Annotated in this window: 14 protein-coding genes; 11 read left to right on the top strand and 3 right to left on the bottom strand. The window is 72.5% G+C overall.

Annotated elements, in window-relative coordinates:
• Positions 1–19 precede the first annotated feature (19 nt).
• Entirely contained in the window at positions 20–709 is a 690-nt protein-coding gene (locus tag ACQEVC_RS01070) for a GNAT family N-acetyltransferase (protein WP_432872441.1), read from the top strand.
• On the opposite strand, the gene ACQEVC_RS01065 is transcribed toward ACQEVC_RS01070, so the two are convergent.
• A complete protein-coding gene (locus ACQEVC_RS01065) occupies positions 697–1,296 on the bottom strand; it encodes an NADPH-dependent FMN reductase (protein ID WP_432872438.1) in 600 nt (199 codons plus the stop codon). The two genes, ACQEVC_RS01070 and ACQEVC_RS01065, sit on opposite strands and share 13 nt — an antisense overlap.
• 118 nt (positions 1,297–1,414) lie before the next feature.
• Here ACQEVC_RS01065 and ACQEVC_RS01060 point away from each other — a divergent pair, with 118 nt between their 5' ends.
• Positions 1,415–2,185, top strand: coding sequence for a hypothetical protein (locus ACQEVC_RS01060; protein ID WP_432872436.1), 771 nt, complete (start codon positions 1,415–1,417; stop codon positions 2,183–2,185).
• A gap of 150 nt (positions 2,186–2,335) precedes the next feature.
• A complete protein-coding gene (locus ACQEVC_RS01055; protein ID WP_432872433.1) occupies positions 2,336–3,418 on the top strand; it encodes a trypsin-like serine peptidase in 1,083 nt (360 codons plus the stop codon).
• Positions 3,419–3,943: 525 nt separating this feature from the next.
• Here ACQEVC_RS01055 and ACQEVC_RS01050 read toward each other — a convergent pair.
• Positions 3,944–5,173, bottom strand: a complete 1,230-nt coding sequence (locus ACQEVC_RS01050) for a CehA/McbA family metallohydrolase (RefSeq protein ID WP_432872430.1) — start codon at positions 5,171–5,173, stop codon at positions 3,944–3,946.
• Between the two features lie 251 nt (positions 5,174–5,424).
• Here ACQEVC_RS01050 and ACQEVC_RS01045 point away from each other — a divergent pair, with 251 nt between their 5' ends.
• The 8 genes from ACQEVC_RS01045 to gatB all read left to right on the top strand — a co-directional run bounded on the left by ACQEVC_RS01045 (position 5,425) and on the right by gatB (position 12,240).
• A complete protein-coding gene (locus tag ACQEVC_RS01045; RefSeq protein ID WP_346256170.1) occupies positions 5,425–5,742 on the top strand; it encodes a hypothetical protein in 318 nt (105 codons plus the stop codon).
• 48 nt (positions 5,743–5,790) lie between these two features.
• Positions 5,791–6,717, top strand: a complete 927-nt coding sequence (locus tag ACQEVC_RS01040) for a WXG100 family type VII secretion target (protein WP_432872427.1) — start codon at positions 5,791–5,793, stop codon at positions 6,715–6,717.
• Between the two features lie 62 nt (positions 6,718–6,779).
• Complete coding sequence (locus ACQEVC_RS01035) at positions 6,780–7,109, top strand: YbaB/EbfC family nucleoid-associated protein (protein ID WP_432872424.1); 330 nt, start codon at positions 6,780–6,782, stop codon at positions 7,107–7,109.
• A gap of 3 nt (positions 7,110–7,112) precedes the next feature.
• Positions 7,113–7,730: a hypothetical protein gene (locus tag ACQEVC_RS01030; protein ID WP_432872422.1), complete on the top strand. Its 618-nt coding sequence runs from the start codon at positions 7,113–7,115 to the stop codon at positions 7,728–7,730.
• Positions 7,727–8,476: a hypothetical protein gene (locus ACQEVC_RS01025; protein WP_432872420.1), complete on the top strand. Its 750-nt coding sequence runs from the start codon at positions 7,727–7,729 to the stop codon at positions 8,474–8,476. The genes ACQEVC_RS01030 and ACQEVC_RS01025 overlap by 4 nt, the downstream gene beginning before the upstream one ends.
• A gap of 185 nt (positions 8,477–8,661) precedes the next feature.
• A complete protein-coding gene (locus tag ACQEVC_RS01020) occupies positions 8,662–9,918 on the top strand; it encodes a sensor histidine kinase (protein WP_432872418.1) in 1,257 nt (418 codons plus the stop codon).
• Positions 9,915–10,598, top strand: a complete 684-nt coding sequence (locus ACQEVC_RS01015) for a response regulator (protein WP_432872415.1) — start codon at positions 9,915–9,917, stop codon at positions 10,596–10,598. The genes ACQEVC_RS01020 and ACQEVC_RS01015 overlap by 4 nt, the downstream gene beginning before the upstream one ends.
• 124 nt (positions 10,599–10,722) lie before the next feature.
• Entirely contained in the window at positions 10,723–12,240 is a 1,518-nt protein-coding gene (gene gatB, locus ACQEVC_RS01010; protein ID WP_432872412.1) for an Asp-tRNA(Asn)/Glu-tRNA(Gln) amidotransferase subunit GatB, read from the top strand.
• Positions 12,241–12,300: 60 nt separating this feature from the next.
• Here the strand turns inward: gatB and ACQEVC_RS01005 are convergent, their stop codons facing one another.
• Complete coding sequence (locus tag ACQEVC_RS01005; RefSeq protein WP_432872409.1) at positions 12,301–13,956, bottom strand: metallophosphoesterase family protein; 1,656 nt, start codon at positions 13,954–13,956, stop codon at positions 12,301–12,303.
• Positions 13,957–13,984 lie beyond the last annotated feature (28 nt).

Raw genomic sequence — 13,984 nt, 5'->3', positions numbered from 1 at the left:
CGGCGAGGGAGGGAGATCGATGGCGCTCGGCTCCACCGGCCCGGCCCGGACCGCCGAGACCTACCCGGTCCCGGCGCTGATGATGGCCTGGGGGCGCGGCTGGGCGGTCTCCCGGGGGACGTCCGCGCCGGTGGAGGTGCCCGGCGGCTTCCGGGTCGACGTCGGCCTGCCGGGCCATCGGGTACGCCACGTCCTGCACACCTACGACGCCGACGCGCTCGGCCGGCTCGGTCGGGAACTGACCGCCCCGGGCACCTGGATCAAGGTGAGTGGGGATCCGGCCGAGTTCTGGGCCGCCCTGCCCGACGGGTGGACGATGGGCACGGCCGGATACCTGATGAGCGTGCGGTTCCGCGCGGAGCCGGTCCGGCCGCCGGCGCCGTACACCGTCCAGGTCGATACCGAGCCCGGCGGCGGGGTGGTCGTCGCGACGGTGCGGGACGGTGCCGGCGGCAGGGCCGCGTGGGGGCGGCTGGCGCCGGCCGGGGAGTTCGGCATCGTCGACAAGGTCGAGACCGAGGCGGCACACCGGCGACGCGGGCTGGGCGGTGTGCTGATGCGTACCCTCGCCGCGCGGGCGGCGGCGGGCGGGCTGCGTACCGGAATCCTGGTCGCCACCGACGACGGACGTGCCCTCTACCGCACCCTCGGCTGGGTCGTCCGCTCCGACGTGCCCGCGGCGTACCGCCCGGAGCTTCACCCCGGATAGGGGTTGTCGAGGCGTCCGCCGCGCAGGGTGCTCGCCCACCAGGTCAGCTCGTCGAGGGTCGTGTCGGCGGCCTGCCGGGTGGGTGCGTCCACGGTGAGCACACCGTCGCGGCCGACGAGACTCCAGGGTGCGGTGAGCGCGACGCAGTTGCGGGTGGTGGCGGCGTACAGCTCGGCGAAGACCAGCCGCAACTGTTCGGCGGCCCGGATGCCGCCGGATCCGGCGCCGTAGGAGACCAGGGCGACGGGCTTGAACATCCACTCGCGGTAGTGCCAGTCGATCGCGTTCTTCAGCGCCGCCGGAAAGCTGTGGTTGTATTCCGGGGTCACCACCACGAAGCCGTCGGCCGAGGCGAGCCGGCCGGAGATCGGGCTGTTCGGGTTGCCGCCGGGCGGGGTGTCGTGCAGCGGCAGGGCGACCTCGGCGAGGTCGACGAGGTCGACGGCGAGCCCCTCGCGCTGCCGGGCCGTCTCGGCGAGCCAGTCGGCGACGATCCGGCCGACCCGGGGTCTGCGGACGCTGCCGACGATGACGGCGAGGGAGAGTTCCGGGGCGGGGACGGTGCGGGAGCGTTTGGGCTCGGTCATGCGGTCGACGCTAGAACCGCAACGAATGTTGAGGTCAAGCCTTCCGGGTATCGCGAGCGTCGCCGCCGTTGCGGACGTGCGCCCGGGGATGTCGGTCGGGCTGGCCATAATCGAACGCATGCCGGACCGAGGACCGCCGCCGGAGGGGCCGGCGCAGGACACCGTGACGCTGTGGCGGCCGACCGGACAGGCCGAACTGGACCTGGTGGCAGCCTCGGGTTGGCGGGCCTGGCCGGCGCGGCTGCCCGAGCAACCGATCTTCTATCCGGTTCTCAGCCGTGGGTACGCCACCAGGATCACCCGGGAGTGGAACGTCCCTGCCGGCGGCGTCGGGTACGTCACCTCGTTCCAGGTACGCCGGCAGTTCCTCGACCGCTATCCGGTACGGCAGGTGGGCGGCGACGACATTCGTGAGTACTGGATTCCGGCCGAGGAACTGGCCGAGTTCAACGCGAACATCGTGGGTGCGATCGTCGAGCAGGCGGACTACCGGGGGCCGGTGCCGGCCGAGGAGTTCGGCGTGGCGGAGTCGCTCGGGGCCGTGCTCCCCGCCGCCTGGCGCGGCTACCTGCGGAGCGAGTCGTGGTTCCGCCGTGGCTGGCTGCCCAGCGGGTGCTACCTCTGGCTCTACCCACCGCACGAGTCGGTCGAACTTCTCGACGCCTGGGGCGAGGAGGCCGCCGCCAACCATCCCGGGGTCGCGATCATCGGCGGCGACGGCTCACGGGAGCATCTTGTGCTGGATCTCCGGCAGGATCCGGCGCCGGTGCTGTTGGTCGACATCAGCAGTGCGGGGTGGCCGGAGGCGATCCCCCAGGCCGACGACGTCGCGTCCTTCGTCCAGCGGGTCGAGTCAGGTCAGTTCGACGTCACCTGGGACGAAGCCTGAGGGCGCGAGCTGGCGGGCCGGCCCGGCGTCCAGTCGTGTCCAACCAGGTCCAGGATGCCCGGCGACACCGCTGGATATCGATGACTCTCTTCCTCAGTAGCCGCGCCGGCGGGGGTCCGGCGCAGGCGCCTATCGAGGAGGAGCCAATCCATGAAAGTCCTAGCGAAGCGGGCCACCTGGGCAACATCGGTGGCGATCGCGCTGGTGACGGCAGCGGTACCCGCGCTGGTACTGAGCCAGTCGGCGAGCGCCGCACCCGCACCGGGCCTGAACCCGGGCGCGACCGCGGAGGCGTGGGCGGCCGGTCGGGCCGCGTACGGGCCGGGCGTCACCGAGCACCAGGCGATCGTGGCGTACTGGACGCCGGAGCGGATGCGGGCGGCGCAGCCGGTCGAAGAGTCACCCGCCTATCAGCAGGCGGTCAAGCGGTACGTCGACAGTGGACAGGCCGCCGGCCAGGCGGTCGACCGGGGTGCCCGGCTGACGGTCCCGCCGACCGCCGGTGCGCTGGGTACCCCGAACAGCGGTCCGGTGCCGGCGGCGTTGAACCCGAACTTCGCCTCCAACCACCCGACCGCGCGCACCAGTGGCAAGGTCTTCTTCACCCTGGCCACCGGCAACTTCGTCTGCTCCGGCACGGTGGTCAACTCCGAGGGTGAGGACACCGTCTGGACCGCCGGGCACTGCACCCACCCCGGCGGCCCGGGGGGCGCGCTGGCCACCAACTGGGCCTTCGTGCCCGCGTTCGACGACGACCTCGCCAACCCCCGGCCGTTCGGCACCTGGACCGCGTCCCGGCTGTTCCCGGCGCCGGGCTGGACCGCCAGCTCCAACTTCAACGAGGACATGGCGGTGGCGGTCATGAACACGCTCAACGGCCAGCACATCGTCGCCCGGCTCGGCGGCCAGGGCCTGGACGTGAACCGGGGCCTGAACGTCCCGATCAACGCCTTCGGCTACCCGCAGGAGGCGCCCTTCGACGGCGGCAACCTGATGCGCTGCTCCGGCACCTCGCAGCCGGAGTCCGCCGGCGCCACCCAGACGATCCGGATCCCCTGCGACATGACCCGGGGCTCCAGCGGCGGCGGCTGGCTGCTCAACTGGGACGGCAACTTCGGCTTCCTGTACGGCGTCAACAGCCGGATCGACCGGATCGTCAACCCGACGATCATGATCTCGCCGTTCTTCGACAACACCGCGCTGAACCTCTACAACCAGACCAGGAACCTCTGATCGTTCGACAGGTCGCAGGCTGAGCGGCGCTGTCCGGGGTGGGCCGGTGGACCGGGCCCCCGGGCAGCGCCGTCGCTATCGGGCCATCACCGGCTGCCGCTGGTTCCGGCCGAGGAACTCCCGGATGTGTCCGGCGATCTCGTCGACGTGGGTCTCCAACGCGAAGTGGCCGGTGTCGAGCAGGTGGATCTCGGCGTCCGGCAGATCCCGCTGGAAGGCGCGGGCACCGTCCGGGCTGACCAGGCTGACGTCCGGAAGCCGTGCAGCAGGACCAGCGGAGGGGCGTCCGGCGGGCCGGCCTCGCGGTAGAAGACGTCCAAGCCGTCGACCGTCGCGGTCCGGTGGTGTACTCCGCCGATCATCGTTCCTCCTGGATCGTCCCGTCCGATCTGCCCCTTTCTCTCCATATTGCCCGCGGCCCTGCCTCAGCCGGGCGGGTATCGACGCTGGCGGACGTACCCGATCCGGTCCGGGAACGGCGGGGCCGGCACGCCGACGGCGGCCGACCCCGACGGAGCTGCCGGGTCAGGGCTGGAGGAACCACGGACTGGTGTACGCGACACCCCAGTCGTTGCACGGGTGGTTCGCCGGCCCGGGGCTGGCGTTCGGCTGGGTCGGGTCGGAGATCCGCAGCACCACCCAGTGCCCGTCGGCGATGTCGAGCGGCACGGTGAAGCTGGTGACCCGACCGGCCTCGATCTCCAGCACCTCGGGCACCACCGGCGCGTCGCTGCCTGGCCGGAGCACCTGGATCCGCAGCGGCCTGCCCACCCAGTCCGGCCCCCGGTCCAGGTCCACCGAGAAGGTCACGTCGCCCCGGGTCAGCCGCAGCACCGCGCCCATCCGGACCCCGTTCGCGGTCGCGTCGAGCCGCAGCCCGGAGACCCGGGTGGCGAAGAACCGGCGGGCCCGCATCGCGGCCAGCACCTCCTGCCGGGTGTTCTGGGTGACCCAGAGCCCGGTCCGGCCCTTGCCCTCCGGGAAGCCCCAGTTGGTGCCGTGCTCGTCGGAGACACCGGTGAGGCCGGGCCGCCAGCCGGCGTTCAGGCAGGCGACCAGCGGAGAGGTCTGACCGCTGCCCCAGCCGTCGAAGAGGTAGTCGTCGCCCCGGTTGAACATCTCCAGCCCGATCATCGGCTCGCGGACCCCGGCGACGTACCGGAAGTTGTCGAACCGGCCCACCTCGCGCCCCGGGTGGTTGAACCCGGCCACCCCGCCGGAACTGCCGATCCAGTCGTAGAGCCGGCTCATGCTCGACGACTGGAGCAGGTCGGTGTAGTTGCCGGTGAACCAGACGTTGACGTGCCCGAGCAGCGGATGCGACCACTCGAAGCCCCGGATCGCGGTGTACTGGCCCGGGTCGTCGGCGGCGTCGGCCAGCTGACCCGTGCGGTCCCACTCCGACCGGGACAGCCCCTCGATGGAGAAGAGCGTGCTGTGGTCGGTGAGCGCCGCGACGTCCAGGCCGGCCTCGCGCATCGAGGCGAAGGCCAGCGCCGGGTCACCGTCGCCGTCGGACATCAGGGTGTGGTTGTGCAGGTCGGCATGGACCAGCGTGGTGCCCTGGGTGATCAGGGAGGCCCGCGAGGCGCCGGTGCCCGCCGCCTGGTTCGGCCCGGCCGCCCGGGAGGTGGTGGCGGCGTGCGCGGTGCCAGGGGCGGCGGCGAGGGTCAGCAGCCCGCCGGCGGCCGCGATCAGCGTACGCCGGCTGGTACCGGTCGGGGTGTGTCCGGTCTCCGCATGGGTGTGAGTCATGCGGGACAGTGCATACCGTGGCCGGCAACTCGGCGGTAGCCGCAGTTGGCCGGATGGTTAAGTCTGTCGATCGCTCAGTGGACCCGCCGAGGTGACCGGTCACCGGCCCTCGGGGAGTTGCCGGCTCCGACCACGTCCGGTGTCGGGCCGGCGCCAGCGGGTGCCGGTCGGCCGGAAGGCGCCCAAATTGTTGCCCTGATCGGCCATAGGCGGTCCAATGACACCGAAGTGATCTATTAGGGTGCCTTGTCATGACCGGTGGTTCAGGTGACGGGTTCACGGTAGACCCGACAGCACTGGAGACCTTCTCCAAGACCAGCTACGGCCGGGCGGACGACTTCGACGAGATCCGTGGCCGGCTCCGGGAGGGCGCCGTCGGGCGCTCCTCCTTCGGCATCATGCCCGCCTCGTTCACCCTCTACGACCAGTACGAGTCCTGCCTCGACGAGTGCCTCCAGGCCCTGGCGGACGGGGTCGAGGTGATGGAGGTGATCGCGGACGCGGTCACCGCCGAGCGGGACTCGTACCTGAACAGCGACGCCGCCGCGCAGGCCCGGTTCGGCGGCTGACCAGGCACGGCCGCGCGGCACACCGAAGACCACGAAGGGGAGGGCGCAGTGTCGACCGTCGCGCTCGAACGCAGCAGAACCTATTTCGAGCAGTTCGCCGGCTCCGTACCGGAGCCGCTCCAGGGTTTCACCCGGACCGTGCTGTCGCCGTTCGAGCAACTCCTCGAACAGGTGGCCGGCGATCCTGACGACCTGATGCGGGGCGCGGAACGCTGCCTCGCCGCGTCGAACGACGTGCTCGGCATCGCGGCCCAGCAGCAGACCGACCGGGCCCAGCTCCAGCCGCCGGCCTGGGGCGGCAGCGCCCAGGAGGCGTTCCAGACCGGGCTGACCAACGTCGAGGAGACCATCCGGCAGCTCGCCGAGGGACTGAACGCGGCCAAGGAGGTCCTGATCGAGGCGGCGAACGCGGCCGTCGACGCGTTCAACCTGCTCTGCGAGCTGATCTTCGAGTTCCTGACCGCCTTCCTGATCGAGGCGATCATCGCCGCCGCCGCGGCGTTCTTCAGCTTCGGCGCGTCGATCGCCGCGTTCGTCGTACGCTGGCTGGCCCGGCTGGCGCTGACGCTGGGCCGGGGCGCCCGGATCGTCAGCAAGCTGGTCCGGGTCCTGGTGAAGCTGGCCCGCAAGCTGGACGACGTCAAGGCGCTGCTCACCCGCTACCGCCAGCGGGTGATGGAACTGCGCAAGTTGAAGAAGGAGTACGCCGTGTGGAGGCAACAGGGCCGTACCGCGCAGGGGCGGGCGATCCTGGCGGAGCACAGTCTCAAGGTCGGCGTGCCCCGGTTCGTCTTCAACCAGATCTCGCCGGTCAACCTGAGCGGGAAGGGCGGTGCGGTGCTGGACACCGCCGTCGGCATGCACGACATCTCGGACGGGACGAAGGATCGCAACTACGCGACCGACGGCACCTACCGGGAGGACATCGGCCCGTACGCCAAGAGCGCGCAGGATCTGATCGACTCGGTGGGCTGACCGGCCGCCCGGCGGACGGTGGCGCACGCGTACCGAAGCGGACGAGGGTAGGGGAGGACGACGTGGCGGAATATCCCGCACTGGATCGGCTGGAGCAGCTCGCGAACAGCCTGGACGGCCTGCAGTTCCAGATGAACCGGCGGATCGAGGAGCTCCAGGCGCAGCCGGTCGAGCTGGAGAGCGAGAGCGGCGCCGTACGGGTGGCGGTCGACCACGGCGGCCGGGTGGACCGGGTCGAGATAACCTCCCGGGGCATGCGGTACAGCCCGGACCAGCTCGGCGCGGAGATCACCGGCACCATCCGGCGGGCGCAGCGGGAGGCGACCCGGCGGTTGCAGGACTCCATGCGGGAGGTGCTGGGCAACGGCGCCGACGACTATCCGCTGGGCTGAGCCGTGTCCACCGACTACCGCCACCTCTACGCCGACGCGGTCGCGACCAAGCTCGAACCGGGCGAGGCGATTGTCGCGCTCAGCGAGGTGAAGCGTCCGCACGGGCTGGCCCCGGACCCGCCGCCCCGACCGCCGGACCCCGCCCCGGGCGACGGGACGGCGGTGGCCGGGATGGGGTTGGCCAACGTGGCGCTCAGCGGTGTCGAGGCGATCGACAACATCGGCGGCGGGGGTCCGACCGACTGGTTGATCCGGCTGTTCTTCGGCCGCGCCGCACGCGGCCGGCTCGATTCGGTCGCCGCCGGCTACGTCCGGGCGGTACCCACCGACGCCAAGCTGCTGGCGGTGGTCACCGACCGGCGGCTCGTGGTGTTCCGGATCGGCCGCTCCACCGAGGTACGGCCGTTCGGGGAGCGGCGTAAGCCTGTGGTGGCGGCGAAGCTGAAGCCCCTCTGGTCGGCGCGGCGGGCGGAGGTGACCGGGGCACGCCGGCGCTGGCACCGGCTGCACGGCGCTCGGCTCCGGGTGACCTTCCGGGACGGCTCCTGGCTGGAGCTGACCGGCCCGCTCTGCATGGGACGGCAGCGGGCCGGCGAACTGCGCGACACGCTCGGCGGTTGAGCCCGATGATGCCCCGGAGTTCGCCGCTGGACGGCTGGCGTACGGCGTTCGTCGCCGAGGCCCGGCGGCGCGGGGTGCCCGGCGCGGAGATCCGGGCCGCGCTGGCCGAGGTCGACACGTACTGCGCCGATCCGGAGGCGGATCCGACCGACGCGTTCGGCGAGCCGACCGAGTATGCCGCAGCGCTCGCCGACGGGCTCCGCGCGGCGCAACCGGATCCGGACGGCCGGCGGAGATCGCCCTGGCTGGGCGCGTTCGTCGCCGTCAGCACCCTGGTCGGGGTGATGGCGCTGCTCGCCGGGGTGGAGGCGGTGACCGGGTACGGGACCGCCGAGGTCACCGTCGGCCAGCTCGTCTCGGTACTCGCCGGGGTGGCCGGAATCGTCCTCGTCGTCGCGCTGCTGTTCCGGCCGGGTGCGGCGTACCGGCCGACTCCGGACTGGCGGTTCGGCCTGGTCGGGGCCGCCGCGATCGCGGTGACGACGGTACCGGTGCTGGCCTGGCCACAGGTGGCTGCCCGGCTGCCCGGCTGGCTGCTGCTCGGGGCCGGCGTACTGCTGCTGGTGGCCGCCTGGTGGCCGCTCGCCTCCGGCCGGCTGCTCGCCGACCGGCCGGTCGGGGCGACCCCGGGAGCTGCGGCGCCCGGCTCGATCTGGCGTACCCGGATCGTCCGCTGGGGCCTGCCGGTCGCGCTGCTCTGCGTGCTGGTCGTCGCCGTCCTGCTCGACGGTGGCGTCACCTCCTGACCCCGTCCGGTCCGTCGAACGCCCGTCGGGGCACGTCCGGTACTCCGTCCGGTGTATGTGCTGCTCCACCCGCGCAGTCGTGGGTGTCGGCCGTAGGCTGACGCGCCGCCGGCCCGTGCTGCCTAGCGTCGATGCCGTCGACCTCGCGAAAGCGTGAGGCAGGCTTGCCGAAGGAGGAGGCCAGGATGACAACGACGGTCCCGCGATCACCGGACCCGGCCGGGGCGGCGGTCGAGGACGACCACACCGTGCCGGCGCGCGACGGGCATCGGGCCGGCCGGCGCCGCCCCGCCTGGAACACCCTTTCCCTGGTCGCCCTGACCCTGCTGGGAGTGCCGGTCGGCACCGCCGTCGCCGGGGCGCCGATCACCTACGAGGGCACCCTGCCGTTGGCCACCTGGCTCGCCCTCTTCCTGCTGCTGCGCCGCCGCTGGCCGGTGGCGGCGCTGCTGGCCAGCCTGGCGGCCGTCACCGCGTTCCGGGTCGCCGACCTGACCGGGGCCGGCTGGGTCTGGCCGGCGTCGGTGATCTTCTTCCTGCTGGCGGCCGACGACACACCCCGGCGCCACGGGCTGCGCTGGGCGGTCGGGGCCGGGCTGTTCCAACTGACCTTCGCGGTGAACTGGCAGTGGACGACCGAGGGTCAGGACGTGCAGCGGGCGATCGGCGAGGTCGGTGGGGAGGCGCTCGGCCTGGCCCTGACCATCGCGGTCGCGGTCGCGTTCCGGAACTGGCTGCGCTGGCGCGCCGAACTGGCCGCCGGGCTGGCCCACGCCGAGCAGGAGCGACGGCTGGAGGCGGATCGCCGGGCCGCGGAGGAGCGGTTGCAGATCGCCCGTGAGCTGCACGACGTGGTGGCGCACACGCTGACCGTGGTGGGCGTGCAGTTGCGGGTGGTGGACGAGGCGCTGGACGACTCCACCGACGAGGCGCGGGCCGCGCTGCGTACCGCCCAGGAGGTCCGGGCCAAGGCGGTGGGTGACCTGAGGTCGCTGATCGACGTGCTGCGTGCCCCGGGCGACCGGCCGGACGCGGACAGCGTCCCGGCCCCGCAGGCCGACCTGGGCGACCTGGCCGAACTCACCGCCCGCACCCGGGCCAGCGGCCTGGAGGTCGCGCTCGACGTCACCGGCGACCCCGGCACGGCCCCCGCCCCGGTGGCGCTGGCCTGCTACCGGGTGATCCAGGAATCCCTGACCAACACCGTGAAGCACGCGGGTGCGCGGCGGGCGACGGTACGGTTGGTGATCACCCCCGAATCGGTGCTGGTCGAGGTGGTCGACGACGGCAGCGGCCCCGGCCCGGCGGCGGTGCCGGGGCACGGCATCAACGGGATGCGGGAACGGGTCGCCGCGCTCGGCGGCACCCTCACCGCCGGGCCGGCCGACGGTGGCGGCTACGCGGTGCACGCCACGATTCCTGTGGCAGGCTTCCGACCGTGACGATCAGCGTGCTGCTCGCCGACGACCAGGCCCTGGTGCGGGCCGGATTCCGCAGCCTGCTGAGCCGAGGCCGGGACATCGAGGTGGTCGGCGAGGCGGCCAGTGGCGACGAGGCGGTCCGGCAGGCCCGTACCCTGCGCCCGGACGTCGTCCTGATGGACATCCGGATGCCGGGCCTGGACGGCCTCGCCGCCACCGAGCGGATCGTGACCGACCCGGCGATGTCCGGCTGCCGGGTCATCATCCTGACCACCTTCGAGACCGACGAGTACGTCTTCGCCGCCCTGCGGGCCGGAGCCAGCGGATTCCTCACCAAGGAGATCGAGCCGGCCCAGCTCCGCCAGGCGGTCGGGATCGTCGCCGCCGGCGAGGCGCTGCTGTCGCCGAGCGTCACCCGCCGGGTCATCGAGCAGTTCGCGCACCGGCCGGCGGCGGCCACCGACACCGGGGCGCGGCTGGCGGTGCTCACCGAACGGGAGCGCGAGGTGCTCCGGCTGGTCGCCACCGGGCTGTCCAACGAGCAGATCGCCGGGCGCCTCTTCATCAGCCCGCTGACCGCCAAGACCCACATCACCCGGGCGATCGCCAAGCTCGGCGTCCGGGACCGGGTCCAGTTGGTGATCGTGGCGTACGAGACCGGCCTGGTCCGCCCGGGCACTCCGGCCGAGCCACCGGGCTGAACCGGGCGCCCGCCGGCTCGGCGGCGAAACCCGGGCGATCCCGGGTCGGGCCAACGATTAGGCTTGCAGGGTTCTGTCCGGATGCCGCCGGGGGGCCGGCTGCCGCCCGAGAGCTGGAGTCTTGATGAGCACGACCGTCCTGCCCTCGTACGACGACGTCGTCGAGCGCTACGCCCCGGTGATCGGCCTGGAGACCCACGTCGAGCTGGGCACGAAGACCAAGATGTTCTGCGGCTGCCCGACCGACTTCGGCGGCGAGCCGAACACCCGGGTCTGCCCGGTCTGCCTGGGGCTGCCCGGCTCGCTGCCGGTGGCCAACAAGGCCGCGATCGAGGCGACCATCCGGATCGGTCTCGCGCTGAACTGCTCGATCGCGCCGTGGAGCCGGTTTGCCCGGAAGAACTACTTCTATCCGGACATGCCGAAGAACTACCAGATCAGCCAGTACGACGAGCCGCTCTGCGTGGACGGCTGGCTCGATGTGGAGATCGTGGGCGAGGATGGCCAGCCCGAGCTGTTCCGGGTCGGTATCGAACGGGTGCACCTGGAGGAGGACACCGGCAAGACCCTGCACGTCGGTGGCGCCACCGGGCGGATCCACGGCGCGACCGAGTCGCTGGTCGACTACAACCGGGCCGGCATCCCGCTGGTCGAGATCGTCACCAAGCCGATCCCCGGTACCGGCGCCAAGGCCCCGATCGTGGCCCGGGCGTACGTCACCGAGCTGCGGGACGTGATCCGCTCGCTGGGCGTCTCCGACGTCCGGATGGAGGAGGGCTCGCTGCGCTGTGACGTGAACACGTCGCTGTCGCCGGCCGGCTCCGCGGAGTGGGGCACCCGCACCGAGACGAAGAACGTCAACTCGCTGCGCTCGGTCGAGCGGGCGGTCCGCTCGGAGATGCTGCGCCAGGCGGCCGTCCTCGACTCCGGCGGCCGGATCGTGCAGGAGACCCGGCACTTCCACGAGGACACCGGGGACACCACGTCGGGCCGGTCCAAGGAGACCGCCACCGACTACCGCTACTTCCCCGAGCCGGACCTGGTGCCGCTGGCCCCGGACCCGGCCTGGGTCGCCGAGCTGAAGGCGGCGCTACCGGAGCTGCCCCGGGTGCACCGGAGGCGGTTGCAGCAGGAGTGGGGGCTGAACGACCACGACATGCAGTCGGTGCTGAACGCCGGTGCGGTCGAGCTGATCGAGCAGACCGTGGCCGCCGGCACCACCCCGTCCGGCGCCCGGAAGTGGTGGCTCGGCGAACTGTCCCGGCGGGCCAACGAGGCCGGTGTCGAGCTGGCCGCCGTGGGCGCCACCCCGGCCCAGGTGGCCGAGCTGCAGAAGTTGGTCGACGCGGGCAAGCTCAACGACAAGCTGGCCCGTACCGTGCTGGAGGGCGTGGTGGCCGGCGAGGGCTCGCCGAGCGAGATCATGGCCGCGCGGGGTCTGGAGGTGGTCTCCGACACCGGGGCGCTGACCGCGGCCGTGGACGAGGCGATCGCCGGCAACCCGGACATCGCGGCCAAGGTGCGGGACGGCAAGGTGGCCGCGGCCGGAGCCCTGGTCGGGGCCGTCATGAAGAGCACCCGGGGGGCGGACGCCAAGACCGTCCGCTCGCTGATCCTGTCCCGGCTCGGCGTCGAGGGCTGACCGTACCGGAAGGGCTCCGGTGGCCTGGCGATCGTTCCGACCCCGTGCTGCCCGGCGGCGTCAGCCCGTGGGGGTCGGGTCCGGCGGCGGCGCACCGGCCGGCGGGATGGGGCTGGCCGGAGTGGGGGTACCAGGGGTCGGGGTGGCCGGGACAGGCGGCTCCGGCTCCTCGACCACATGCCGTTCCAGGTTGACCTGCGCCTCGCCGGTGCCACCGAGCAGGATGTCGTCGTACGCCTGGAGCGCCCGCTGCTGGTCGAAGTAGAGCACCGACATCGCCAGCGGGGTCGGCTTGTCACCCTCCAGGCCGCGCAGCCCCGCCCCGCCGGTGGAGCCCTGCACCTGGAGCTGGGTCGGCATCGCGTCCGGCACCCGCGGCAGTTCGCGTACCTCGCGGTGGTGGGTGTGCCCGGCCAGCACCAGCGGTACGACGCCGGAGAGCGCGTCGGCCGACGCCGGATCGTGCACCAGGGCGATGTCGACCGGCTTGCCGGAGGCCCGGATCGTCGAGGCGAGCTTCTCGCCGGTCCCGGTCACCTGGTCGACCGTCTGCGGCAGGCTGCCGGACCCGGCCGGCGAGGTCTCCTTGTCCGGGGTGAACCGAGGGTCTCCGATGCCGGCTATAGTCAACCCGCCGACGTTGACGATCGAGTTGTCCAGCACGATCGCGTTCGGCTGCCGGCCGACGGCGGCGGCGGTGGCCGGCGAGTCGTGGTTGCCCCGGATGAAGACGTACGGGACCTTCAGCAGGCCGATGGAGCCGACGAAGGACGCCTCCGGCTCGCTGCCCCAGTCGGTGATGTCCCCGGTGTCGATCACCATGTCGATCTTGAACTGCTCCACCACCGTCCGGACCACCTGCCAGGCGGTCGGATTCAGGTGCAGGTCCGAGACGTGCAGCACCCGTACGGTGCCCTGCTCCTGGTCGAAGACCGGCAGGGTGGAGACGGTGGTGTAGAGCTGGCTGACGTTGCCGACCATCCGCTGGAGCTGGTCGGCGTACCGGCCGTAGTCGTTGGCGATCCGCCGGGCGTCACCGACGATCGCCGGGGCGTTGACCAGCAACCCCTCGTAGCGGGGCTCCTCGATCGAGTCCGGCCGGAAGGTCAGCGCGGCGATGCCCAGGCTGCCGCCGGTGATCACCAGCGCCAGCCCACCGGCCCAGGCCACCCGACGGGTACGCCGGAAGACCAGCGCCGCCAGGATCATGGTGGCCAGTACGGAGACCGCGACCGTGCGCACGCCGACCCGGATCACCCCGTTGGTCACGTCGCTGACGGCGGACTGGCTGGCCCGGCTGATGCTGGCCGGGTCGTCGATCAGCGCCTCGGTGCGCCGCTGGTCCAGCGAGCCGAGCCGGACCGAGAGGTGCGCCGGGCCGGCATGGCTGCTGAGTTCGAGCGCGCCGAGCGGCGGAATGGTGACCGTGGTGCCGCCGTCGACCGAGGGCGTGATCGCCATCTCCGCCCGGAACGGCCCGATGTCGGTCTGCATCCGCCCCCCGAGCAGGGCTCCGACCACGATCCCGACCACCGTGACGCCGATGATCGACAGGGCGAGTCCGGCCCGGCGGCTCGGTTTCGAGGTCAGGACGGCGCGGCCACCCCGTACGGCGGCACGCCCCCAGCGCAGCAGCGCCGCCGGGAGCAGCACACGCCGAACCGCCGGGGGTGGTGTGCCCCCGGCGGCTCGGGTGTCATTCCTCCGCCTGTCCATGCTCCATCATCACCTGCCCAAAGCGACA

Source organism: Plantactinospora sp. CA-294935 (genome assembly GCF_050936445.1).
Taxonomy (GTDB): domain Bacteria; phylum Actinomycetota; class Actinomycetes; order Mycobacteriales; family Micromonosporaceae; genus Plantactinospora.
Note: the sequence above shows the minus strand (reverse complement) of the source record. Positions and strands in the feature narration are given on the sequence as shown.

Coding starts and splice junctions, on each gene's coding strand:
- ACQEVC_RS01070 (WP_432872441.1), top strand. CDS start 20: ATGGCGCTCGGCTCCACCGGCCCGGCCCGGACCGCCGAGACCTACCCG.
- ACQEVC_RS01065 (WP_432872438.1), bottom strand. CDS start 1,296: ATGACCGAGCCCAAACGCTCCCGCACCGTCCCCGCCCCGGAACTCTCC.
- ACQEVC_RS01060 (WP_432872436.1), top strand. CDS start 1,415: ATGCCGGACCGAGGACCGCCGCCGGAGGGGCCGGCGCAGGACACCGTG.
- ACQEVC_RS01055 (WP_432872433.1), top strand. CDS start 2,336: ATGAAAGTCCTAGCGAAGCGGGCCACCTGGGCAACATCGGTGGCGATC.
- ACQEVC_RS01050 (WP_432872430.1), bottom strand. CDS start 5,173: ATGACTCACACCCATGCGGAGACCGGACACACCCCGACCGGTACCAGC.
- ACQEVC_RS01045 (WP_346256170.1), top strand. CDS start 5,425: ATGACCGGTGGTTCAGGTGACGGGTTCACGGTAGACCCGACAGCACTG.
- ACQEVC_RS01020 (WP_432872418.1), top strand. CDS start 8,662: ATGACAACGACGGTCCCGCGATCACCGGACCCGGCCGGGGCGGCGGTC.
- gatB (WP_432872412.1), top strand. CDS start 10,723: ATGAGCACGACCGTCCTGCCCTCGTACGACGACGTCGTCGAGCGCTAC.
- ACQEVC_RS01005 (WP_432872409.1), bottom strand. CDS start 13,956: ATGGACAGGCGGAGGAATGACACCCGAGCCGCCGGGGGCACACCACCC.